This is a genomic window from Methylobacterium bullatum, from assembly GCF_014845095.1.
GTDB classification, from domain to species: domain Bacteria; phylum Pseudomonadota; class Alphaproteobacteria; order Rhizobiales; family Beijerinckiaceae; genus Methylobacterium; species Methylobacterium bullatum.
This window is the reverse complement of record NZ_NKUG01000094.1, coordinates 1-21,540: the sequence shown is the minus strand read 5'-3', so window position 1 is coordinate 21,540 and position 21,540 is coordinate 1. Positions and strand designations below refer to the sequence as shown.

Annotated in this window: 22 protein-coding genes and 1 pseudogene; 10 read left to right on the top strand and 13 right to left on the bottom strand. The window is 67.5% G+C overall.

The window, feature by feature from the left end; all coding sequences use genetic code 11:
• From MBTS_RS14495 to MBTS_RS14460, 8 genes are all read right to left on the bottom strand, one after another.
• Positions 1 to 219: type II toxin-antitoxin system ParD family antitoxin (locus MBTS_RS14495; RefSeq protein WP_192215913.1), on the bottom strand; the 219-nt coding region annotated here is incomplete at its 3' end.
• 116 nt (positions 220 to 335) lie between these two features.
• Positions 336 to 1,196, bottom strand: a complete 861-nt coding sequence (locus MBTS_RS14490) for an SDR family oxidoreductase (RefSeq protein WP_192215912.1) — start codon at positions 1,194 to 1,196, stop codon at positions 336 to 338.
• Positions 1,197 to 1,242: 46 nt separating this feature from the next.
• Positions 1,243 to 1,422 (bottom strand): DUF1328 domain-containing protein, encoded by a 180-nt coding sequence (locus MBTS_RS14485; protein WP_018044058.1) that lies wholly within the window; start codon positions 1,420 to 1,422, stop codon positions 1,243 to 1,245.
• Positions 1,423 to 1,470: 48 nt separating this feature from the next.
• Entirely contained in the window at positions 1,471 to 2,841 is a 1,371-nt protein-coding gene (locus MBTS_RS14480) for a chloride channel protein (RefSeq protein WP_147832127.1), read from the bottom strand.
• 272 nt (positions 2,842 to 3,113) lie between these two features.
• Positions 3,114 to 4,532: a deoxyribodipyrimidine photo-lyase gene (locus MBTS_RS14475; protein ID WP_147832129.1), complete on the bottom strand. Its 1,419-nt coding sequence runs from the start codon at positions 4,530 to 4,532 to the stop codon at positions 3,114 to 3,116.
• 439 nt (positions 4,533 to 4,971) lie between these two features.
• A complete protein-coding gene (locus MBTS_RS14470; RefSeq protein ID WP_147832131.1) occupies positions 4,972 to 6,069 on the bottom strand; it encodes a TRAP transporter substrate-binding protein in 1,098 nt (365 codons plus the stop codon).
• 121 nt (positions 6,070 to 6,190) lie between these two features.
• Positions 6,191 to 7,357: a branched-chain amino acid ABC transporter substrate-binding protein gene (locus MBTS_RS14465; protein WP_238253713.1), complete on the bottom strand. Its 1,167-nt coding sequence runs from the start codon at positions 7,355 to 7,357 to the stop codon at positions 6,191 to 6,193.
• Positions 7,358 to 7,559: 202 nt separating this feature from the next.
• Entirely contained in the window at positions 7,560 to 8,729 is a 1,170-nt protein-coding gene (locus MBTS_RS14460) for a polysaccharide biosynthesis/export family protein (protein ID WP_056142397.1), read from the bottom strand.
• A 290-nt stretch (positions 8,730 to 9,019) separates the two neighbouring features.
• On the opposite strand from MBTS_RS14460, the gene MBTS_RS14455 reads away from it, so the two are divergent.
• From MBTS_RS14455 to MBTS_RS14420, 8 genes are all read left to right on the top strand, one after another.
• Positions 9,020 to 10,321: an alpha/beta hydrolase gene (locus MBTS_RS14455; protein WP_244973566.1), complete on the top strand. Its 1,302-nt coding sequence runs from the start codon at positions 9,020 to 9,022 to the stop codon at positions 10,319 to 10,321.
• 41 nt (positions 10,322 to 10,362) lie between these two features.
• Entirely contained in the window at positions 10,363 to 10,875 is a 513-nt protein-coding gene (locus MBTS_RS14450) for a gluconokinase (protein ID WP_147832144.1), read from the top strand.
• Positions 10,875 to 11,699 carry a Cof-type HAD-IIB family hydrolase gene (locus tag MBTS_RS14445; RefSeq protein ID WP_147832146.1) on the top strand — a complete coding sequence of 275 codons (825 nt, stop codon included), beginning with the start codon at positions 10,875 to 10,877 and terminating at the stop codon, positions 11,697 to 11,699. Before MBTS_RS14450 ends, MBTS_RS14445 begins: the two co-directional genes overlap by 1 nt.
• 227 nt (positions 11,700 to 11,926) lie before the next feature.
• Positions 11,927 to 12,838: a transglycosylase SLT domain-containing protein gene (locus tag MBTS_RS14440; RefSeq protein WP_192215911.1), complete on the top strand. Its 912-nt coding sequence runs from the start codon at positions 11,927 to 11,929 to the stop codon at positions 12,836 to 12,838.
• A 435-nt stretch (positions 12,839 to 13,273) separates the two neighbouring features.
• Entirely contained in the window at positions 13,274 to 14,230 is a 957-nt protein-coding gene (locus tag MBTS_RS14435; protein ID WP_081612664.1) for a helix-turn-helix transcriptional regulator, read from the top strand.
• Between the two features lie 217 nt (positions 14,231 to 14,447).
• The gene (gene cysE / locus MBTS_RS14430; RefSeq protein ID WP_018044046.1) at positions 14,448 to 15,308 is read left to right on the top strand and encodes a serine O-acetyltransferase; all 861 of its coding nucleotides are present in this window, start codon (positions 14,448 to 14,450) and stop codon (positions 15,306 to 15,308) included.
• A gap of 121 nt (positions 15,309 to 15,429) precedes the next feature.
• Positions 15,430 to 15,642 (top strand): DUF3126 family protein, encoded by a 213-nt coding sequence (locus tag MBTS_RS14425; RefSeq protein ID WP_018044045.1) that lies wholly within the window; start codon positions 15,430 to 15,432, stop codon positions 15,640 to 15,642.
• A gap of 184 nt (positions 15,643 to 15,826) precedes the next feature.
• Positions 15,827 to 16,153: a DUF6949 family protein gene (locus MBTS_RS14420; protein ID WP_018044044.1), complete on the top strand. Its 327-nt coding sequence runs from the start codon at positions 15,827 to 15,829 to the stop codon at positions 16,151 to 16,153.
• 103 nt (positions 16,154 to 16,256) lie between these two features.
• On the opposite strand, the gene MBTS_RS14415 is transcribed toward MBTS_RS14420, so the two are convergent.
• From MBTS_RS14415 to MBTS_RS14400, 4 genes are all read right to left on the bottom strand, one after another.
• Entirely contained in the window at positions 16,257 to 16,940 is a 684-nt protein-coding gene (locus MBTS_RS14415; RefSeq protein ID WP_056142388.1) for a transglutaminase-like cysteine peptidase, read from the bottom strand.
• A gap of 153 nt (positions 16,941 to 17,093) precedes the next feature.
• A complete protein-coding gene (locus tag MBTS_RS14410) occupies positions 17,094 to 17,690 on the bottom strand; it encodes a transglutaminase-like cysteine peptidase (RefSeq protein WP_147832148.1) in 597 nt (198 codons plus the stop codon).
• Positions 17,691 to 18,110: 420 nt separating this feature from the next.
• Positions 18,111 to 18,737, bottom strand: a complete 627-nt coding sequence (locus MBTS_RS14405; RefSeq protein ID WP_018044040.1) for a PilZ domain-containing protein — start codon at positions 18,735 to 18,737, stop codon at positions 18,111 to 18,113.
• A 112-nt stretch (positions 18,738 to 18,849) separates the two neighbouring features.
• Positions 18,850 to 19,467 carry a PAS domain-containing protein gene (locus tag MBTS_RS14400; protein ID WP_147832135.1) on the bottom strand — a complete coding sequence of 206 codons (618 nt, stop codon included), beginning with the start codon at positions 19,465 to 19,467 and terminating at the stop codon, positions 18,850 to 18,852.
• Between the two features lie 317 nt (positions 19,468 to 19,784).
• Between MBTS_RS14400 and MBTS_RS14395 the strand changes: the two genes are divergently transcribed.
• Both MBTS_RS14395 and MBTS_RS14390 read left to right on the top strand, forming a co-directional pair.
• Positions 19,785 to 20,609, top strand: coding sequence for a rhomboid family intramembrane serine protease (locus tag MBTS_RS14395; RefSeq protein ID WP_147832136.1), 825 nt, complete (start codon positions 19,785 to 19,787; stop codon positions 20,607 to 20,609).
• Positions 20,610 to 20,736: 127 nt separating this feature from the next.
• Positions 20,737 to 21,168 (top strand): CBS domain-containing protein, encoded by a 432-nt coding sequence (locus tag MBTS_RS14390; RefSeq protein ID WP_026175981.1) that lies wholly within the window; start codon positions 20,737 to 20,739, stop codon positions 21,166 to 21,168.
• Between the two features lie 28 nt (positions 21,169 to 21,196).
• Here MBTS_RS14390 and MBTS_RS14385 read toward each other — a convergent pair.
• Positions 21,197 to 21,540, bottom strand: a pseudogene (locus tag MBTS_RS14385) (NTE family protein rssA); the annotation flags it as partial.

The following is a 21,540-nucleotide window of genomic DNA, read 5'->3' as shown; positions in this document are numbered from 1 at the left end:
GCTCTTTGCCGCGAGCGCGGCATCGATCTCATCCTCGCTCGCGTCGCCGCCTGCCTCAACGGCCTCGCTCAAGGTCCGACGCAGGGCCTGGAGTTTCGCCTCGCGCTCTTCGACGAGGCGAAGGCCTTCGCGAACCACCTCGCTCGCCGAGCCATAGCGGCCATCCTGCACGATGCGGGAGATGAACCCTTCCCACCGGTCGCCAACAGATACGTTCATGCCATCCTCGCCTCTCAATCGACGCGACGAATAACATAGACAGTGCATTTTTTGATATGGAAACGGATTGAGAAGGTGCCGACATCAGGCGATCCCACCGGCGGGCGGCCGTCGCCCTATTCTGCCCGTCCGAGCTGCCGCAGGCTCAGCGCCCAAACCCGTTCCTGAAGCGCCTGATCGCGACCGTGGCGTGAGGTCGGCACGGGGCGGCGCTTCGAAAAATACAGGCCGCTGACGCCGTTCACCTCCGGTGAGGTCGCCAGATGCAAGGAGGTCGCCGCGCCATCGGCAGGGTTGCTGAGGAAGGGCCGGATCAGCGACCAACTGACGCCGAACCATCCCCCGGTGCCGCCGGCGAACCCGCTGGCGATCACACCGGGATGGAGGGAGTTCGCGGTGACGTCCGTGCCGGCGAGGCGACGGGCGAGGGCGGCGGTGAACAGCACGTTGCCGAGCTTGGCCTGGGAATAGGCCTTCAGCGCGCCATAGCGGCGCGCCCCGTCGATGTCATCGAGATCGATCCGGCCGCGCTTATGCGCCATCGACGCGACGTTGACGATGCGGGCCGGCGCGCTCGCCTTCACCAGGTCGAGGAGGTCCAGGGTCAGTTGCATGTAGGCGAGATGGTCGAGCGCCCAGGTCCGCTCCAGACCATCTACTGTCACGTGCCGGGCATCGAAGATGGCGCCGGCATTGTTCAACAGCACGTCGAGGCGCGGGTAGAGCGCCCGCACCTCTGCGGCGAGACGCCGGATTTCCCCCTGTGAGGACAGGTCGGCGAGGAACACGTCGATGACGGCCGCCGGCACCGCGTCGCGGATGCGGGACGCCGCCGCGTCGGTGCGGCCGGCATCCCGGCCGACGATCCCCACACGGGCCCCCGCCCGTGCCAGGCCCAGGGCCGTCTCGTAGCCGATGCCCGAGGTGGCGCCGGTCACGAGACAGATCTTGCCGGGGATGGATGCGGCGTTCGCCATGGACGTCACGAACTCCCGCAGGCCCGGCTACCGATCGGATGACCGTTTAGAAGACCGCCTGACCGACAGCCAGGGCGAGCACCACGATCACGATGGCGATCACCAGGAACACACCGAACAGGATGCGCGACAGGGAGCGCGCGCCCGAGGCGATGCCGGTGAAGCCGAGGCCGCCCGCCAGGAGCGAGATGACGAAACAGATGAGGGCCCATTTGAGAAGGGTCATACGCGCAAAACTCCAGCGTGCGGAACGACCGATAACCCTCCTGTCGGGTCAAGCGTTCCGCTCAAGCTTGTGCGGCGTCGCGATGACGGGCGCGGCACTGGATTCGGCCTTCTCCAGGATGGTGGCGGCCAGCGCGTGATAGAGCCCTTCGCGGCAGATCAGCTTGGAGACCGCATCGGCGATGAGGGCGGTGACCATGAGTGGGATCATCATCGCATGGTCCTGGGTCATCTCGGTGACGATGACGAAGGCGGTGATCGGCGCCTGCAGGGTACCGGTGAGGTAGGCGGTCATGCCGATGAGCACGAGGGCGCCGATGGGCACGTCCGCGAACAGGCCATGCAGCCAGACGCCCATCCCCGCCCCGACGCTGAGGGAGGGGGCGAACAGGCCGCCGGGTATGCCGCTGATGGAGGAGAACACCGTCGCGAGGAATTTCAGCGGAGCATAGGCCGGATGCCCGGTATCGGTGCCGTGGAGCATGGCGCGGGCCTCCTCGTAGCCGGTGCCGTAGACCGTGCCGCCGGAGGCGAGGCCGCAGAGGGCGACGCCGAGCCCGCAGAGGGCACCGAAGACGATGGGGTGGCGGCGGATGGCGGCGCCGATCCGGCCGGGCAGTCCCCTGGCGAAGAGGAGGGTGACGCGGCCGAACAGGCCGCCCGCGATACCCCCGACCACGCCGAGGATCGCAACGGCGAGCCATCCCGGCCCGAAGGGCAGGGCGGCCTTGGTGGTGCCGAAATAGGTGTAGTCGCCCTGGATCGCCAGCGCGGTCAGTCCGGCCGCGATGACGGTGGCGACGATGAGGCCGCTGGTGCGCGCCTCGTAGGTCCGGCTCAGTTCCTCGATGCCGAAGACGATGCCGGCGATGGGCGTGTTGAAGGCGGCGGCGACTCCCGCCGCGCCACCGGCGAGGATGACACCCGGCAGGCGCTCCGCGTCGAGCCGGCCGACAGCCGCCATGATCGCGGCCCCCACCTGGACCGTCGGCCCCTCGCGCCCCGTCGAGGCGCCGCAGACGAGGCCGAGGGTCATGACCAGGATCTTGCCGAACGCGGTCTTCAGGGAGACCAGGGCGTTGCGGATCGCCGGATCCTCCGTATGGCGCGCGGCGATCACCTGGGGGATCCCCGAGCCTTGCGAATTCGGAAATACCCGGATGGCGAGCAGGATCGCGATGGCGAAGCCGAGCGGCGTCAGAACCAGGGCGACGAGGGGGGAGGGCGAGACGATCCAGCGGAACGCCTCGTGCGCCCAATCCGCGAGCTTGGCCATCGCCACGGCGGCGAGCCCGACGCAGAGGCCCCCGAACAGGAACAGCAGGCGCTGCCGCCACAGGGGCGCCGCATCGGAGGCCGCGCCGCGCCAGCGGTCCAGTCGCCTGCGCGGCGGAGGGGAGGCGGGATCGGGGTCAAGCATGATCGCCGGCCTCAGCGGGCGATCGATCGTCGGATGGGCGACACGTCCGTGAACCGACCCCGTCTTTCCGGGGCTGCGCGGCAGAGCCCGGATTCCAGAACCAGAGGTCGATCGTCATTCTGCTCCACCGGCGGTTCTGGATTCCGGGCTCATCGACGGCGCTCCGGAAGGGCGGGAAGGACTATGAGCGTGTAGGGCGCTTGTGCCGGTACGAACTCAAAACTTGAGGACACTCGCCAAGCAAGGCCCGCGACGCAAGGCGCATACCGCCCTCAGCTCTTCTTGCCCGATGTCTTTCCCGCCTTCTCCTCGGCTTGGCAGAGTTCGCGGACGGTCTTGAGATAGGCTTTGGCGTCGAACTTCCGGAGCGAGTTCTCGCTCTGGTAGCGCACCGTCCCGAAGATCGGACGGCGCGCCCAGGGACGGTCGTGCAGGCCGTAGACCCAGGCGACATTGGTGAAGGAATTGGCGTCGCGCCCGTCGAGGAAGTAGCGGTTGTTGAGGCGCAGGGTGCGCTGGAACCCTTCCTCCGCACTCGGGGACCATTCGAGGATCTTCTTGCCCCAGTACATGCGCAGGTGGTTGTGCATGTAGCCGGTCACCCGCATCTCGGCCTGGGCGGCGTTCCAGTATTCGTCGTGGGTCTTGCCCTCGGCGAGCTCGGCCTCGGTGTAGAGCGTGGGCCGCTCGTCATCGGCGTGTTCGGCCAGGGCCTTGCGCGCCCAATCCGGCACCGCGTGCTCGAAACTGTCGTAGCGCTCCGTGTAGTTGACATGGTTCATGGCGAGCTCCCGCCGCACCACCAGTTCCTCGAGATAGGAGGCCTTGTCCTCCGACGCCCCCGCCTTCGAGGCCCGTACCGCCAGGGCGATCTCCACCGGCGAGATCTGCCCGAAATGCAGGTAGGGGCTCATATGCGAGGCGGCCCCCGCTTCGGGCCGGTTGCGGTCGCTGCCATAAGAGCGGAACGGCCCGGCGAGATAGGCCTTGAGGCGCCGGCGCGCTTCCGTCTCGCCACCGGTGAAGCGCGTCACCGGGGCGACCTCGCGGTCGAGGCTCATCCCCGCCAGCACGTCCTCGGAGTCCGAGACGTCGATCTCGCTCTTCGGCAGGCCGCGCCCGGCCTTGTGCTTCACGGCACGGGGTTTGAGCTCCTCCACATACTCGTCGAGGAGCTTCAGGATCTTGGGACGAAGGGTACGGGCCGCGTATTCGTGCTTCGGGGAGGCGGCCTCCACCGGAACCACCACGTCTCCCTCCACCTGGACGACGCGGGTCTTCACCGCCTCCACGATCTCCCCGTACCAGCGCTTCTGGATGGCGAGGTAGCCCCGGTCGAGGACGAGGAGGGCCGCCTTGGCCGAGAGGTCGATGGCGATCTCGGCCGGCGAGGCCTTGCGCATCACGAAATGGATGCCGCGAGCCTCCAGCCCTGCCTTCGCGTCGGCGAGTCCCTGCAGCAGGAAGGCGTAGTGGCGCGCATTGGCTTCGGGAAACCCGTTGGCCCCGTCGAGAAGTCCGAAGCAGACGACGACGGGAAGGCCGAGCCGGTTGGCCTCCTCGATGGCCAGTTCGAGCGCCGGGTTGAAATGGGCCCGGTTCGCCTGCTGCAGCAGATAGAGGACGTAGGATCCGTCTTCATCCGGTTCGAAGTCGTTCAGTTCTCGAACCCGCTTCGCCTGTATCGCCATCGTGTGAGACCGCCCCGCCACCGTGGAAGTTTATGCCCCCGCCAGGCGGGAATCAGGAATTATCAATCTCGCAAGCTGGCCGTCAGGGAGACGGCTGCACTAGAATTCGCGATCGCGCGGGCAATGCAGATGGGGCGTCTCCCATCGCGGTCATTGCCTCCGGAGGCGGCGGGGTGAGGAAAGACTGATCTGACCTTGCCCCGCGACATTTTCGACACATAAGAATTAGGAAGTGCGGCGTCACACGAAAACGCATGGCGCCGTTGCACGAACGACCTTGCAATTCCGTGCGGGACGATCAGATTGTGCATTGCGGGAACGCGATGGCGTCGCGGTCCTGCTGCCCTTCTTGGGCGTTTCCTCCCTAGACTTCGGGCCGCTCTTCGGAGCGGCCTTTTTTCTGTCCGCAGCCCTTCATCACCCGTCGGCCACGCAGTGCTCATCCCCGAGCGCGCGCTCGGATCATGAAATTGTCGTAGGTGTACTCCGCCACCTGGAACCAGAGGTACTCCTCGTTCCGGAACGTCTTCATCGCCTCGTAGATGCGCTTGAAATCGGCGTTCTTGGCCGAGATCTCGGCATGGACATCGTTGGAATGCTTCAGGGCCGTCTCCATGACGTCCTGGGGGAAGGGCCGCAGCTGTGCACCGGCGGCCACCAGACGGCGCAGGGCGCGGGGGTTGCGCGCATCGTATTTCGCCAGGACCTCGGCATGGGCCTGCGCGGCTGCGGCCTGTAGGATCGCGCGATAGGCCTTCGGCAGGGCCTTCCACGCCTCGGCGCCGATCCAGAAATGCAGCATCGCGCTACCCTCCCAGAAGCCGGGGTAATGGTAGGTCGGCGCCACCTTCTGCAAGCCAAGCTTCTCGTCGTCGTAGGGGCCGATCCATTCTGCCGCATCGAGGGCCTTCGATTCGAGGCCGGCATAGATCTCCGGCCCGGGCGTCGTCTGGGGCACCGCGCCGAACTTCGCCAGAACCTGACCACCGAGACCCGCGATGCGGATCTTCATGCCCTGGAGGTCGGCGGCGCTCTTCACCTCGCGGCGGAACCAGCCGCCCATCTGGGCACCGGTATTGCCGCCGGGAAGGCTCACGAGACCGTGCTTGGCGAAGACCTCCGCGAACAGGTCGGCCGCGCCGCCCTGGAGCCACCATGCATTCTGGCCGCGGGCATTGAGGCCGAAGGGAAGGGCGGAGGCGAGAGCGAAGGTCGGGTCCTTGCCGCTGCCGAGGGTGGCCGGCGCATGCCCCATCTCCACCGTCGCGGCCGACACCGCGTCGATCACGCCCTCGGCCGGCACCGGCTCGCCCGGCGGAAGCACCTGGATCTGGAAACGACCATCCGTCGCCTCGGCCACGAGACGCGCGAGCGTCTCCGGCGCACCGAACAGGACATCGAGGGATTTCGGGTAGTGGGAGGCCAGCCGCCAGCGCGTCTCGGGCATCGTCTCGGCTCTGGCCGCCCCCATCGACAGGGCGGCGGCACCGCCCAATCCGGCGGCGAGCAGGCTGCGGCGCGCTGGGTGTGAGGCCATGACAACTCGCTTCAAAAACTCGCTTCCCCCGTATCCCGATCCGTTCACGAACGGGGCAGGAGGCAAATCGATCCGATATTCCTTCGGGCGCCGTCGTTTCCGCTTCGCTGGCCGGTTTCCGTCAGGGAGGAGGCGCGTAGGTGAAGGTCCCGTCCTTCCAGACATAGAGCACGTAGCCCTGTGCGGTGACGTCGCCCTTGCCGTCGAAGCCGACCGAACCGAGGACGAGGTCGAACCGCTCCGTGTGCAGGGCGGAGGCGATGCGGCGCGCATCCGTGCTGCGGGCGAAGTTCCCCGCCTCCACCAGGGCCTGGAGAGCGGCGTAGCCATAGATCGTCGAGCCCTCCACGTCGCCGCCCTGCGCCTTGAGCGCCTGGACCACGGCGGCCGCCTCCGGCTTGCGGCGCGGATCGAGGTAGAAGGTCATCAGCACGCCGTTGCTGGCCGGTCCCGCCGCGGTGGCGAAATCCTGCGTGGCGATGGCGGAGGTGCCGAACCATTGCGGCCGGAAGCCCCGCTCGGCCGAGATCCGCACGAGGCGGCCCATCTCCTGGGCGTCCCCGCCATAATAGGCCACCGCGATCCCCGCCTCCTTCAGCCGGTCGGCGAGGGCCGCATCATCCGCGTCGCTGGCGACGAAGGCGGTCGCCAGGGCTTCGTTGATGCCGATCCGGTTGAGATTGTCCTTGGTGGCGGCGGCGAGCGCCCGGGAGCCGGGGCTCTGGTCGTTGAGGATGGCGATCTTCTTGTCGCGGAAGCGCTCGGCCAGCACCGTGGCCGAGAGCTTGGCCTGATCGTCGTCGCGCCCGCAGACCCGGAACACGTTCTGCAGGCCGCGATCGGTGAGCTTGGCGGCGACGGACGCCGCGGTGACCATGGTCATGCCGTTGGCGGCATAGACTTCCGAGGCCGCCAGCGAGGCGTTGGAACAGACATGGCCCACGACGAGGCGCACATCGCTCGCGGCATAGTGCTTGGCGACTCCCACGGCCTTGTTGGAATCGCAGGCATCGTCCTGGACATCGAGCTGGATGGTCTGGCCGGCGAGGCCGCCCTTGGCGTTGGCGTCCCGCACGGCGGCGCGGACCCCGCGAAGGACCTGCTCGCCGACGGCGACATACGCGCCCGATTGCGGCACCGCCACGCCGACCGTGACATCGGCTCGGGCGGAGGAAACGACGGAGAAGACGATCAGGAACCCGGAAGCGAGCTTGCTCGGCGCGCCGCCCGTCCGCCCCGGCAGGGACCTCCGAACGCCCCCGCTCGCCGGCCCGAAGAAGCGGGCCACCCGTCTCATCCTCATGTCGCCCCGCCCCAACGCCCGTCCGGCCCACTGAAAGACAAGCGAGCCCCGCGAGTGACCCCAGGCCCTCGTGGCATCGCGGATGCCGTGCGGCAAGGCCAGCGAGAACGCAAGTCCCCCGGCCCTTCGGCCCGACCCGGCGGCTCCATCGAAGGGCCTATCCCGATCCGTGAGGATCGGGACGGCTTCAGTCAAACGCGCTGCCCACGCGGACGCCGGTCGTGATCGGCTGAGACGCGGCGGCGAAGACGGACAGGACCTTCTTGATCTCGGTGAACGGCGCATTCGAGACGTAGATCATGTCACGGTTGCGCATGCGGAAGGCCTGGGTGAGGAACAGGCTGTTCGGATCGCGCATGTCGACCCGGTAGACCACGGGGACCAGCGGCGTTCCGAGGAGGGGACTTCCCGGCTTCAGGCGACGGACCACCGCCGCCGGCTCGAAGCGGAAGATGAAGGTCCCGGTCGGATCGGCATCGGCGTCGCGCTGACCGCGCGCCTTGGCCAGCGCCTGCGCCAGGGTGATGCCCTCGGCCTGGAACGGGATTTCGGTCGCCTGCCCCAGCGCGCCCACCGCCAGGAAGGTCTGGGGATCGCGCACCAGGGTGAGGTTGTCGTTGGGGCGCAGGTAGATGTTTTCCTTGGGGTTCGACACCACGGTGGTCAGTGGCACCGTCGCCGTCGTGCCGCCCCGCGACAGGCGCACGAAGGTCTCGTTGACGGGCGTCTTGACCCCGCCCGCGGTGGCGATGACGTCGAGGATGCGATCGCCCTGGGTGCCGAGCGGGACGCGGGCGCCGCCGATGGATTCACCACCGACCGTCACCGATTGCGAGACCGGCCGGGTCACGGTGACGATCACCTGAGGCTGGATGGCCTTGCCGGCGAGCTCGGTCTCGATCAGTGACTGGACGTCCTGCGTCCGCCGTCCGGCCACCTGGATCCGGCCGGCATAGGGCACCGAGATTGCGCCGTCGCGCGAGACGATCTGCTCGGGCAGCTGTGCCGCCTTCGAGCCGGCGGAGAACGAATTGACCGTGAGCGGGCCGGAGAACAGGCCGCCCGAACCGGCTTCGAACACCGAAACGGAGACGGCGTCGCCGACGCCGATCACGGATTCGGCCGGAGCGCGACGATCGCCGAAGGATGCGAACAGGCTATCGAGGGAGCGCCCGCGCAGGGCCTCGACCACGGCGGAGTTCATGTCGATGAGTTCGTAGCGGGCGAAGGTCCCCTCGCTCGTCGCCTGATCCGCGCCGTCGACGACGGCCGAGGTCGACGGACCGGCGGCGGGCAGGAAGGCGCCGCATCCCGACACCGAAAGCGTGGTGATAAGGACGATAGGCAGAGTGCGCATGCAGTTTCGCCTGTCGGTTTCTCTCATCCGCTGCCTAAACCAAAGCCTTGTCACTGTCCGTGGCGGGTTGGACACAGTGCCGTCCCGTCGGGACGCGTGCAACGGATCGTCCCCGATACCCACATGCCGGCCTTCTGGACTTGCCGTCGTGGCTCCGCAACGGACGACGTACGGGGCTAATTGGCCGCATCCGCCTCGTCTTGCTGCCGAAATCGCTCGACGCTGGGCGGATCGGCATGCGAATTTCCCGACTTACGAGCAGGGGGCACCTGCGAGGACAGCCGAGCAGGATGCCTTTGTCTGACACGATCCCCGACCGCCCTCCCGGAGCGCGCGCCGCACGGACCCACGATGACGGCGCACGAGGCCCGGTGCGGCGCCGGCACGTCTTCTATGTGCCGGGCTACGATCCGGAAGGGCGCACCCGCTACCGCATGCTGTTCGTGCGGGAGCTGACGCTCCATGCCAAGAGGTTCGGTGAGCCCAAGCGCCGCCCCGGACGCGCGGTCATGGGAGCGGACGGGCTTTCCCAGCGCTGGACCGTGGCCGCCGAACCGGAGGTCGGCGGAGCGGAGACGAGCTACGACGTCCTGCTCTGGGACGACATCGTGCTCAAGGACTTCGCCCGCTGGCGCATCGTCAGCGTCCTCTTGCTGTTCGCCGGCAGCCTCCAGGCCATCGTCTCGGGCATGGCGGTCAAGTTCTACCGGCTGAACTGGAAATACGGCAACGTCATCCTCTACCCGCTCGGCCTCATCCTCCTCCTCACCCTCGTGAGCGGCCTGATCGCGCATCAGATCCATGCTCATCTGGGCGACGGGTTCGGGCACAGCATGCAATGGCCGGCCTGGGTGACGGTGCCGCTGGGCCTCGTGGCCGGCCTCGTCTGGATCAAGTCCCTCGATGTGCTGCTGGAACGCGCGTTCTTCTGGCAATTGCTCAACGACTGGGTCTTCAACTGGCAGCACGGCCAAGGCTGGCGGCGCGACTACGAAACCCGCGTCGACGCCTTCGCCGCCCTGGTGGTGGACCGCCTCGCGGCATTCCGGACAGAGGGCACCGAACTCGACGAAGTGCTCATCCTCGGCCATTCGACCGGCGCGCTCACGGCGGTGGAAGTCGCCGCCCGCGTGCTCGCCGCCGATCCGGTGATCGGCACGGGAACGACGGCCTTCTCCTTGCTGACCCTCGGCTCGGGCCTGCCCATCGTAGCATTGCAGAAGGAGGCGCGCCGGGTGCAATCGGACATCGCGAGCCTTGTCGTTTCGGAGCGGATCGTCTGGGTCGATTATTATGCTCCCCAGGACTGGATGAACTTTCCCGATTTCGATCCGGTGGAGCGCCTCCCCCTCGACCTCGGCGGCCGCCCCCCGCGCAACCCGCTGGTGCGCTCGGCCAAGTTCCGTGAGATCATCGACCCGGAGACCTACCTCAAGGTGCGATGGCGGCCGTTCCGGATGCATTTCCAGTTTCTCTTCGCCAACGATCGTCGCGGCGAGTACGATTTCTTCGCCATGGCGCTCGGTCCACAGCGCCTGGGGGAGCGGGTGACCGGACCCCGGATCGGCACCGCCACGGCGACCGGGCCTTGAGCGCGGAACCGGAGACGGGGCTGCCCCGAATCATCATCGTGATGGGCGTCTCGGGCTCGGGCAAGAGCACGGTCGCCGGCTTGCTGGCCGAGCGCCTCGGGTGGGATTTCGTCGATGGCGACGCTTTCCACAGCCCGGAACACGTGGCCAGGATGCGGGACGGCCACGCCCTCGACGATGCCGACCGCGCCCCCTGGCTGGCGGCGATGGCGGCCTGGATCGGCACCCGCCTCGAGACCGGCGAGCCGGGCGTTCTCGCCTGCTCGGCCCTGAAGCGGGCCTATCGCGATGCGCTCGTCCAGGGGCGGGCGGGCATCCGCATCGTCTATCTCGACGGCGACCGCGACCTGATCGCGGCCCGCATCGCCTGCCGGACCGGCCACTTCATGCCGGCCGCCCTCCTCGACAGCCAATTCGCCACGCTCGAACCGCCGCGTCCGGAGGAGGGGGCGCTGGCGGTGCCGATCGTCGGCAGCGCGGAGGCCATCGTGGCAACGATCCTGGACCGATCGGGTTTGCAGCCCGACGATCCCGTCAGACAGGACACAGCATGATGGCGGACCCTCCCTCCGGCGACCGGACGATCGCCTTCGTGATCTCCGACGTGGACGGAACCCTCGTCACCTCCGACAAGAGCCTGACACAGCGCAGCCGGGATGCGGTCCGGCGGCTCGACGCGGCCGGTATCGGCTTCACCATCGCGTCCGCCCGGCCGCCGATGGGGCTCACCTCGCTGATCGCCGACCTCGGCCTGCGTCATCCGATCGGCGCCTTCAACGGCAGCACCCTGCTCGCCCCGGATGGGCACATCCTCGCCGAACATCTCATCCCGGAAGAGACGGCCCGGCAGGCCGTGCGGCTCCTCGACGGGTTCGGTCTCGATATCTGGGTTTTCGCGCGGGGGCAGTGGAACCTGCGCGACCCCCATGGGCCCTACACCGATCTCGAACGCCGGACCCTCCAAGCCGAGCCCACCCGTGTCGAGGATCTCGGCCCCCTCCTCGTGGGCGCATCGAAGATCGTCGGCGTCAGTGCCGATACCGATCATCTGGCCGCATGTGAGAACCGGGTCGCCGAGGCGCTGGGACACGGCGCCGACGTCCATCGCTCGCAGGCCTATTATCTCGACGTGACGCCGTACGGGCGGGGCAAGGGGACGTTCGTCGACGAGATCGCCCGTCGCCTCGGGATTCCCCGCGCGCGGATCGCGACCCTGGGCGACGCCGCCAACGACATGGCGATGTTCGCGCGCAGCGGGTTCTCGGTGGCCATGGGCAATGCGACGGAGGCCGTGAAACGGGCCGCGTCGGCGGTCACGTCAGGAAATGACGACGACGGGTTCGCAAATGCGGTGGATGAATTTCTCTTGACGCGTTGACGGGCAAACTCCGCCGATCCTCGTCCCGTACAGCCCAGCTCCTTGGCATCGTTCGCGAATCTTTCGGACCGATGCGCGGGCTCGCGTTCCGCGCCTGTGCCATGTGCGCCACAGCACGCGGAGAAACGGCTCCGCTTCCCCGCAATCATGGCAGTGGAGCCGCCTTCCGGCCTCAATTGGCCTCGACCCTGAGCGTCAGATCAAGAACGACGCCACCGGGTTTCCGAATGAATCAGCGCCTTCTGCTCCTCGCCGTGGTTGCGGCCGTCCTGCCGGGTCCCGTTCTCGGCCAGGGAACCCCGGCCCGCGACAACATCGATGCGCTGATCGAGGAGCAGGCAAAGGCAAACGGCGTCCCGGCGAGCTTCGTCCACCAGGTCGTCAAGCGGGAAAGCAACTACAATCCCAATGCGAAGGGCGGCAGCGCCCTCGGCCTGATGCAGATCAAGCATGCGACCGCACGCGGCATGGGATATCGCGGGGATGCGGCGGGTCTCTACGATCCGAAGATCAATCTCCGCTATGGCATTGCCTATCTCGCCGGCGCCTATCGCACCGCCAAGGGCAACACCCACCAAGCCTATACGTATTACAACCGGGGCTATTACTACGCCGGCAAGCGCCAGGGCACCCTGGTCGCCGGCCTCGAGGACACCACGGCCGCCTCGCCGCAATCGAGCGCGGCCTTCAGCGACGTGTTCACCCGTGGCTTCGGCACGCAGCGCAAGGCGCAGCCCGATGCGAACGTCACCGCTGCCGGAACGGCCCTGGCCTATGCTCCGAGCCTGACCACACCGCCTGTGCCGACCGAGCTGGTGGAAGTCCCGCTGCCGCCGCGCCGCCCGGCCGCCTTGTCCGGCCTCGCGCCCGCCGTGGCGGAGATCGGCCCCGCCCATGCGCCGGCCATGACCCCCCAGGCCACGGCTTTGGCCGCCCTGTCGGTCAATCCGGCAATGCCGCAGCCCGCCGCCGTTACGGCCGCCGCCGAATTCTCCGTGACGGAGAAAGTGGAAGTGCCGCTGCCGCCGCGTCGTCCCTCGGCCATCGTCCTCGCCTCGGTCGGCCGGCCGATCGTGGCCAAGAAGGCGCCGACACCCGGTACGATCATGGAAGCCTCGGCTCTTCCGCCGAGCCAGTAGGGTTCCCAAGGGTCCTCTGCACCCGACGCATCGCCTCACCGGGCCGGTCGATCCTCCCCACCCGAACCGGCTGTGTGTCTCAGACCCAGACAAGCGAATATCGTTTTTCGAAACCACGCCACGCAAAAGCTCCCTCGGCCACGCTGATTGCGGCAAAGCCAACACATGTTTCGCTTGCGTATGACGCAAGCCCACATCACATGGTGCAGTGCGGCATTCAGAGACCACGGTCTTGCAAGATCGGGCTTCCAACGTGAAGCGTGAAGTGCAAGTCTTGGACATCAAGCCCAACGCCGACGATAGTGAAGCGTAGTCGCGAGCCTGATCTTGGTCGAACGACCATGGAACAAAGGACCGCGACCGGCGCTCGGGAGCCCGCTGCAATCGATCTCGCCAGCACGAACTTCGTGCCGAGTGAGGATCGCGTGGCGGGATATGGTGAGGTCATCAGCCTCCGGGACGGTCAGGTCCGGGACGCGAACACGGAAGACGGACGACGGCATGGCCGGCGCGGCTGAACAAGAATCGATTTTCCTGGCCGAACTCGGTCGGCGTGTCAGGCACGCGCGGACGGTGCGTGGCCTTTCACGAAAACTCCTCTCCCAGACCTCGGGGCTGTCGGAGCGCTACATCGCCCAGCTCGAGAGCGGGCAGGGCAACGTCTCGATCATCCTGCTGCGCCGAGTGGCGGATGCGATGGGCGTGCGGCTCGACGACATGATCACCGTGCAGGACACCCCGCCGGACTGGCACGTGATCCGCGATCTCCTCGCGACCGCATCGGCGGAACAGATCACGCTGGCGAAGGGCATCCTGTCCGGCCACGCCACGGCCAACGGCGAGACCCCGATGCCGCGGGTGGCCCTGGTCGGCCTGCGCGGAGCGGGGAAATCGACCCTCGGCCGCCGGGTAGCCGAACGCCTGGGCTGGACTTTCATCGAGCTCAACGCCGAGATCGAGCGCGAGAATGCGCTGTCCGTGAAGGAGATCTTCGCGATCTATGGCCAGGAGGGGTATCGCCGCCTCGAACAGGCCGCCCTGCGGCGGCTGACCGAACATCCCGGCCCGATGATTCTCGCCACGAGCGGAGGCATCGTCGCCGAGCCCCTGACATACGACCTCCTCCTCCAGGCCTTCTTCACGGTCTGGCTTCGGGCCAAGCCCGAGGAGCACATGCAGCGCGTGCGCGACCAGGGAAAACTCGCCACCACGGGGGATCATGCCTCGGCCATGCAGGAGCTGCGCGCCGTGCTACTCAGCCGCGAGCCGCTCTATGCCCGTGCCCCGGCGGTGGTGGACACATCCGACGTCGCCTTGGAAGAGATGATCGACCGGCTCGCCGCCGTGATCGACGCGCGTTTCGGATCGGCGGATTACCGGCGCAGTGCCTGACCGGCCATCGGTACGGGCGAGAACCCCTTGATACCGGGGATGCCTTTCCCCACGCTATGGGGAGAGCCCGAGGGAACGGAGTGCTCCGTCCGCCCTTGACCTCGGGGGAGAGCGTTCTCCCGTATCGGTTCCCGGCAATGCCGTCCGCGCCTGGACGAGGGGATCCAGCCGTCCGGGCCGCGCCGTTCGCCTCAGATTCCGCATTGCGGAGGAGTCCATGTCCGCCAGCCCACTCTCGAATCCCGCGATCGGACACGAATCCATCGCCGGGACCGTCGATCCGGTCTGGTCGCGCCTGCGCGGCGAGGCCGAAGCCGTGGTTCGCGAGGAGCCTCAACTCGCCTCGTTCATCGTGGCGACCATCCTCAACCAGGCGACGCTCGAAGCCGCCGTGTCCCACCGCGTCGCCGCGCGTCTCGGCCATCCCTCGCTGCCGGCGGAACTCGTGGCGCATGGCTTCCACGAGGCCATCGCCGCCGATCCACGCATCGGTGACAGCTTCCGCGCCGATATCGGGGCCGTGCTGGATCGCGACCCCGCGGCGGCGCGGGCCATCGAACCCGTCCTGTACTTCAAGGGCTTCCACGCCATCCAGGCCCATCGTCTCGCGCACTGGTACTGGACCAGCGGGCGCCGCGACCTCGCGCTCTACCTGCAGAGCCGCTCGTCCGAGGTCTTTCAGACCGACATTCATCCGGCCGCCCGCATCGGGCGTGGCATCTTCCTCGATCACGCCACCGGGGTCGTCGTCGGCTCCACCGCCGTCATCGAGGACGACGTCTCGATCCTACATGCCGTCACCCTCGGCGGCACCGGAAAGCAGGGCAGCGACCGCCACCCCAAGATCCGCCGCGGCGTCATGATCGGTGCCGGTGCCAAGATCCTGGGCAACATCGAAGTGGGCGAGTATGCCCGCGTTGCCGCAGGCTCCGTGGTCCTGCGCCCGGTTCCGGCCCATACCACGGTGGTGGGCGTGCCCGCCCGCGTGGTCGGCACCGCCGGCTGCGCCGAACCGGCCCGCGCCATGGACCAGTTCGTCAATATCGACCAGTTCATCCACATGGCCGAAGGCATATGAACCCGTCCGCCCACGCTTGCCCGGCGCGAAGCGGCATGGCAAGCGGTGCCCATCCCGAGGCGCTGGACCGCTCGAACCGGTCCCGCCTCCACCGACCACCGACGAAGCAAGAGGCGAAAGCGTGAACAAGACCGACATCGCGAAGGTCCAGGATTTTATGCGCCGGACGTTCGCCAACACGAATATCCGCCTCGTGGCCCGCCCCAAGAAGGACGATTCGGCCGAAGTCTATATCGGCGAAGAGTTCCTCGGTGTGGTCTCCGTCGACGACGAGGACGGCGATCGCTCGTTCAACTTCGCCATGGCGATTCTCGACATCGATCTCGAAGACTGAAGCTGCCCGGCCGAGAGGCCTCGCACCTCGATCGCGGGCTCTCCGGAGCCGCGATCCGCATGACGCTGGAATCCGCGTAGTTCTCCTTGTGCGTCGGCCAATCCTGACGCCGGGAAATCCTTAACAACTCGTAAACGCTCTGGCAGAGTGCACGCTCAATCCGTCGTCAACGGTCGAGCGCGCCATGGACATCAGCCCCTCCGCCATCGAATCGATTCGGACCCTGTGTGTCGGTCTCGCCTTGTCGGGCCTCCTCGCCAGCGCCTTCGAGCTCGTCTCCGACCGCCGCGCGAGCTTCAGCCTGCTGGAACGCGGCGGTGTCGGGGCGGTGGCGGCTCTGCCGATCCTGGCCTTCGGTGCTCCCTTCATCATCCTGCGCAACACCGTCCGCGGTCGCCGGATCGAGGGCCGTCCGATCCCCTTCGTCATGATCGCGACGATCATCGCCTGCGGCTGGAGCCTGCTCTCGGGCCGGATCGCCCTCGATCTCGCCCACATGATCACCGGTTGAGCGGAACGAGCCGCGCCAGCGGCTCGATGCGAGACGTCGCGGAGCCTCGCGTTTCGTCCGTCCGGGTCAGGACCAGCGAAGGGCGGATCGAGGCCACGATCGATCAGCGGTTGGCGGTGGCCACCGGCGAGGCGACGCCGTTGAGCGAGACCCAGGCCATGCTGTCCTGGCCCTCACGCTTGACGTAGGTGTAGCCGGTGCGGGGCGCGGACAGGATCGCGGTGGTCTTGTTGTCGAGGATGAGATCGCCCTTGTCGGTGCGGACCATCAGGACCGCATGGCCTTCGCCGATATCGTCGATGACGACGGTCATCCGTAGGGCACGACGGGGGAGGCCGCGCTCCACCAGCATCCTGCGCTTCAGAAGCTGGAAATCCTCGCAATCGCCGAAACCGTCATCGGGAAAGTCCCACCGGTCGACGACGCCCCAATGGGCCATGTCGGTGATCGGATGGATACGTGCGTTGACACGACGGTTGACGCTGGTGAGCGTACGCCAGATCGCCGGGTTGAGGGCGATGATCGCTGGCTGCGACGTGTCGACGATGCATTCGGCGGGGTATTTGGCGCAGAACCCGTTCCAGGCCGCCACCGGCCGGGCGCCGCCATTCTCGTTCACGGCCGGCGCATTGGGGAGGGCGGCGACCGGGCGCGCTTGCGTGGCGGCCCCGCCGAGGAGCAGGATGGAGCCCACCAGGGAGACCCTGGCCGCACGGCCGACCCGTCTCAACAGCCCGCTTCCCGAGAAGCTTCCGCCGTCGACGCCTCGCAGAATCGCGTGCCGCATTCCGGTCGCCCTGCCATTCGTTGCCGAAGGCAAGAAACTGGCACGCCCTGAGCTGGGGCTCAATCCAAAAGTTAAACCGGAATTAACTTCCCACTGGCTCGGGAGTTCCAGGGCAGAAATGTGATGTTTTCCGGCAACCCCGGAGAATCCGGTTCAGCGGTTCGCGGTGGTCACCGGAGACGTGACGCCGCCCAGGGACACCCAGGCCACGGAATCCTGGCTCTCGCGTTTGATGAAGACGTAACCGGTCCGATACCAGGGCAGGATCTCGCTGGTCTTGTTGTCGAGGATGAAGTCGCCACGGTCGGTCAGGAGCGTCAACACGGCATGGCCCTCGCCCTTCTCGTCGATGACCACGGTCATCCGCATGGCGCGGCGGGACAGGCCGGCATCGGCGAGGCGCTTGCGCTTGACGAGCTGGAAATCCTCGCAATCTCCCATTCCGTCCTCGGCGAGGTCCCAGCGGTCGGCTTCGCCCCAATGCTCTGAATCGGTGACGGCGCGCAGACCGGTATTCACCCGACGGTTGACCGAGACGATCAAGCTCCAGGTGGCGGGGGTGAGGGCGATACGGGACGGCTCATTCGCGTCGATGGCGCATTCGGCCGGGTAACGCTGGCAAAACGACACCCAGCCGACGATGGGGCGGGCGGCACCGAGAACATCGGCGGATTGCGAGGGCGAGGGCAGGGCGGCCATGGTCTGGGCCTGTGACGCCCCGGCGCCGAACATCGCCAGCGCCGCGAGCATCCCCAGCAAGAATGTTTTCGTCCGTGCCATCGCGACCACCTCGTCCAACGAGGACCACGATGCCGCCACGCTTCCTGTGCTGCGCTGAAACGGATCGGCGCAATTTTATCGATCCGACCTCGAAGCCTAGCCGCTGGCGGACAAAGCCAACCGGCGGCTGAACCAAGGACTCGCATTGGCGCGATCGCGTCAGGCAAACCGTAACCATGACGAGGCGGATGCGATCGGCGAGGATCTCATCCCCACCTTGCCCGGGCGCCGTGGATGTCGGAACGAACGACGAGGAAAGCCGGCACGGCCATCCCGAGCCGGGAGGATCCGACCTGTTGGACCGTATCTCGCCGACGCCAGGACGACCGAACTGTCGGCAGAACCCGAAGAGGCGGCGCTCTCAAGCCGAGGCGAGGCGGGGGGACGCTCTCAGAGCGTCAGGCCCTCATGGAACAGGTCGGGCGAGATCGGGAGCATGAAACCCACGCCGATGCCGCCCTCGAAGTAGCGCACCACGCGACCCGGCGTCCGCCCCACCATGACGCTTGTTCCAATCGGTGGCTGCGCCTGGGTCGAGAGGGCGACGCCGGACAGGGAAACGTCGATGATACGGGCGGCGACCTCGCGCCCGCCCTCGAGCTTCACCGTCACCCCGGTTTCCTGGGGCGTGAGACGCTCGTGGTTGCGCCCTTCGGGCAGGCCGAGGGCCTCGCGGTTGGAGATCCAGGTGAGCTGGGATGCGATCTTGTCGCGCTTGCGTTGAGTCGCGTTCAGGCGAACCGCGATGCCGCCGCTGGGGAACCGGGCGATGGTCCCCTCGATGCGGCCGATACTCTCGAGATACAGCACGACGCGCTCGTCGAGTTCTCCCAGTACCGCGCAGGTCAGGCGGACGCCGCCCGGTGACATGTCGACGGTCTGGCAGGGAAATTCGCGGCGGTCGGCCAGCATGTAACGGCCGAGGAGGGCGACCTTGACCCGCTGATGGCGACGCAGATCCGACGGCCGCAGCAAGCGAACCGGCTTCGCTTCAGTCTGCGCGAGAGCCTCGATCATCGCGGAATCCGCACTCGGGTTGGATCGTCGTCAGCGCAATCGTACAGGTCTCTTGGTTACGAAAATCTTTGCCGGGATAGACGCGTGATCCGCACCGTCCGTCAAAAGCCGATCAGGCCCGCCCGCCGGGATGCACCATCAGGTGGCCGCGACGCACCGGCAGGCTGTCATTGGCGGGTTGCGGCAGGTTCCTGAGATTTGCCGCGGCGTCGCTCCTGGCGAGGTCGATGACGTCGTAAGTCGGATCGAGGACGCGCAGGGACACGGATTCGAGCCGTTCCACGGGGCGCAGCCCCAGCCATTGCGGAACCACCTTGGGGCTGAGCGCTCCGAGCAAGCGGACCTGGGTCTGCCCACGGTGGCGCAGGGGAAGGAGCAGGAGTTCGAGGTCGATCTGCTCGTCCCGCTGCGTTATCCCGCGCAGACCCGCGACGATCCCCACCGTATCGACCGCCACCGTCTCCACGAGACGCCAGGGATCGGCCTGCCCCTCGCCCCAGATGGCGGCGAAGGCGCTGCCGCGCAATTCACGCCCGAACAACGCGCAGACGCGGGTTCCCGCAAGCCTGACCGTCGCGGCGGAACGCGCCATGTCGAGTTCCAGAATGAGGCTCTCGGACAGGAGGTTGCGGATCTCGCCGGGCTCGATCTCGCTCCTCTCGGGCGCGGCCCGCGTACCACGAAGCCGGTCCCAGTAATGGTAGAGCATACGGCTGGTCGGATGCTTCATGGTGTCCCGTCGTGGCACGGCCCCCGGGGGGACCTGTTCGAAATCGGCCCGATCCGCGCAGCGCTGGACACAGCGGACGGTTCGGTTAACAAGCCTGCGCACACCTTATGCCCGTCCAAGGCGGCACGCTCGCTTAAGCTTTGATTAGGGTTAACGCGCCAGGCTCACTCTGCCGCCGGGCAGCCATCGCGGCGATGTCCAGCAGGGTCGAAGCGTTCGGGTAGGGTCGGCGCTTCGCCCAAATCGCGCGCCGCTCGCCTGAATTTGCATGGACCGAGGGCTTGCGGCGGCAGCATCCGCGCCGACATGGTGACGCCATGGATGCCATGCCCGATCTACCGCGCCAAAACCGCGTCCCCGTCTTCAACATGCCCGGCGCGGTGACGGCATCGATCGCCCTCCTGCTCGGCCTCCATGCCCTACGGGACTTCGTCCTGCCGGACGAATGGGACATCAGGCTTCTCCTGGACCTGGCCCTGATCCCAGGGCGCTGGCTGGCCTCGGTGGACCCGGATCGGGTCGCGGAGATTCTATCGGCCGCCCCCTCGGCCTTGGGCGACACGGACGTGAACCAGGCCCGTGCGGCTTTCGCCCAGTACGTGGTGGCCAACCCTTCGGCGAGCCTCTGGACCTTCGCCACCTATGCGTTGCTGCACGGCTCGTGGACGCATGTGATCTTCAACGTGGTCTGGCTCGCCGCCTTCGGCTCCCCCGTGGCGCGGCGATGCGGCCCCTGGCGCTATGGCCTCCTCGGGCTCGTCGGCGCGGTGGCGGGAGGCGTCCTCCACGTGGCGATCGACCCGTTGAGCACCGCCCCGCTGATCGGTGCCTCGGCGGCTGTCTCGGCGCTGATGGCCGCCGCCGCGCGCTTCGTGTTCCAGCCGCCGCCATCCTTCCTTGCCGGCCAGCCGTGGCAGCGCGTGGCGCATCCGCCGCTTGAGACCATCCCCGAACTCCTGCGCAATCGCACGGCGGTGATATTCCTCGGCATCTGGCTCGCCACCAACTTCGTGTTCGGGATCATCTCGCTGCCGCTGGGCGCGGAATCCTCGACCGTGGCGTGGGACGCCCATCTGGGCGGGTTCCTGGCAGGATTTTTCCTCTTTCCGATGTTTGACCGATCAAGAGGCGCAAAAGCGTAATTTTTCCGCAAGTTTCGGCATCGGAAGGGTGGTCCCGTGGGTTGTCACGTCAGAGATGACGTCACACAATTCCGTGATGCGCCGGGATCAACCCGGCCCGCGTAACAGCCTATGGGAGATCATGGTCATGACCGTCGCACGCATCCTTTCCGAGAAGGGCGGCTCAGTCGTCACTGTGGAGCCGAACCGGACCCTGGACGACGCCATCCATCTCCTCGCCGAGAAGCGGATCGGCGCCATCGTCGTGAGCAATGACGAGGGTGCGGTCCTCGGCATCCTGTCCGAGCGGGACATCATCCGGGCCCTGTCGCGGCAGGGGGCGGGGGCGTTCGATGCGCCGATCTCGCAGCACATGACGGCGTCGGTGACCACCTGCACCCGGTCGAGCACCGTCGAGGAGGTCATGCAGCTGATGACCGACGGGCGCTTCCGCCACGTGCCGGTGGTCGAGGATGGGCGGCTCGCCGGCCTCGTCTCCATCGGTGACGTGGTCAAGCGCCGGATCGCCGCCGTGGAGGCGGAGCATCAGGCCATGCGCGACTACATCACCATGGCCTGACGCGGCGTCGATCGCGCCAGCTGGGGTCTCAGACCCGTTCGGCCGCCAGGGCCACGAGTTCCCTAATGCGCGGCAGGGCGGCCTTGGCCGCGTCCCGCCCGAGAAGGATCGCCTCTTCGGCGCGGTGGAACTCGAACAAGCCCATCTCCGCGAGGCGTGGGGAGAGCATGAGATCCGGCGGGTCCCGCTCCAGCCTCGCCCGCGAGATCCGGTCCTGGGTGATGTTGAACGCGTCGAACATGACGCGCCCCATGCCGGGAGGGCCGGGTTCGCGGGGCGGGGCGGGGCGTGGCGCCGGCACCCGCCGACCGGTGCCGCGCATGCGGTTCAGCAGGTTCCACCCCCGGCGCGACGTGGTGAGGGGCAGGGCCG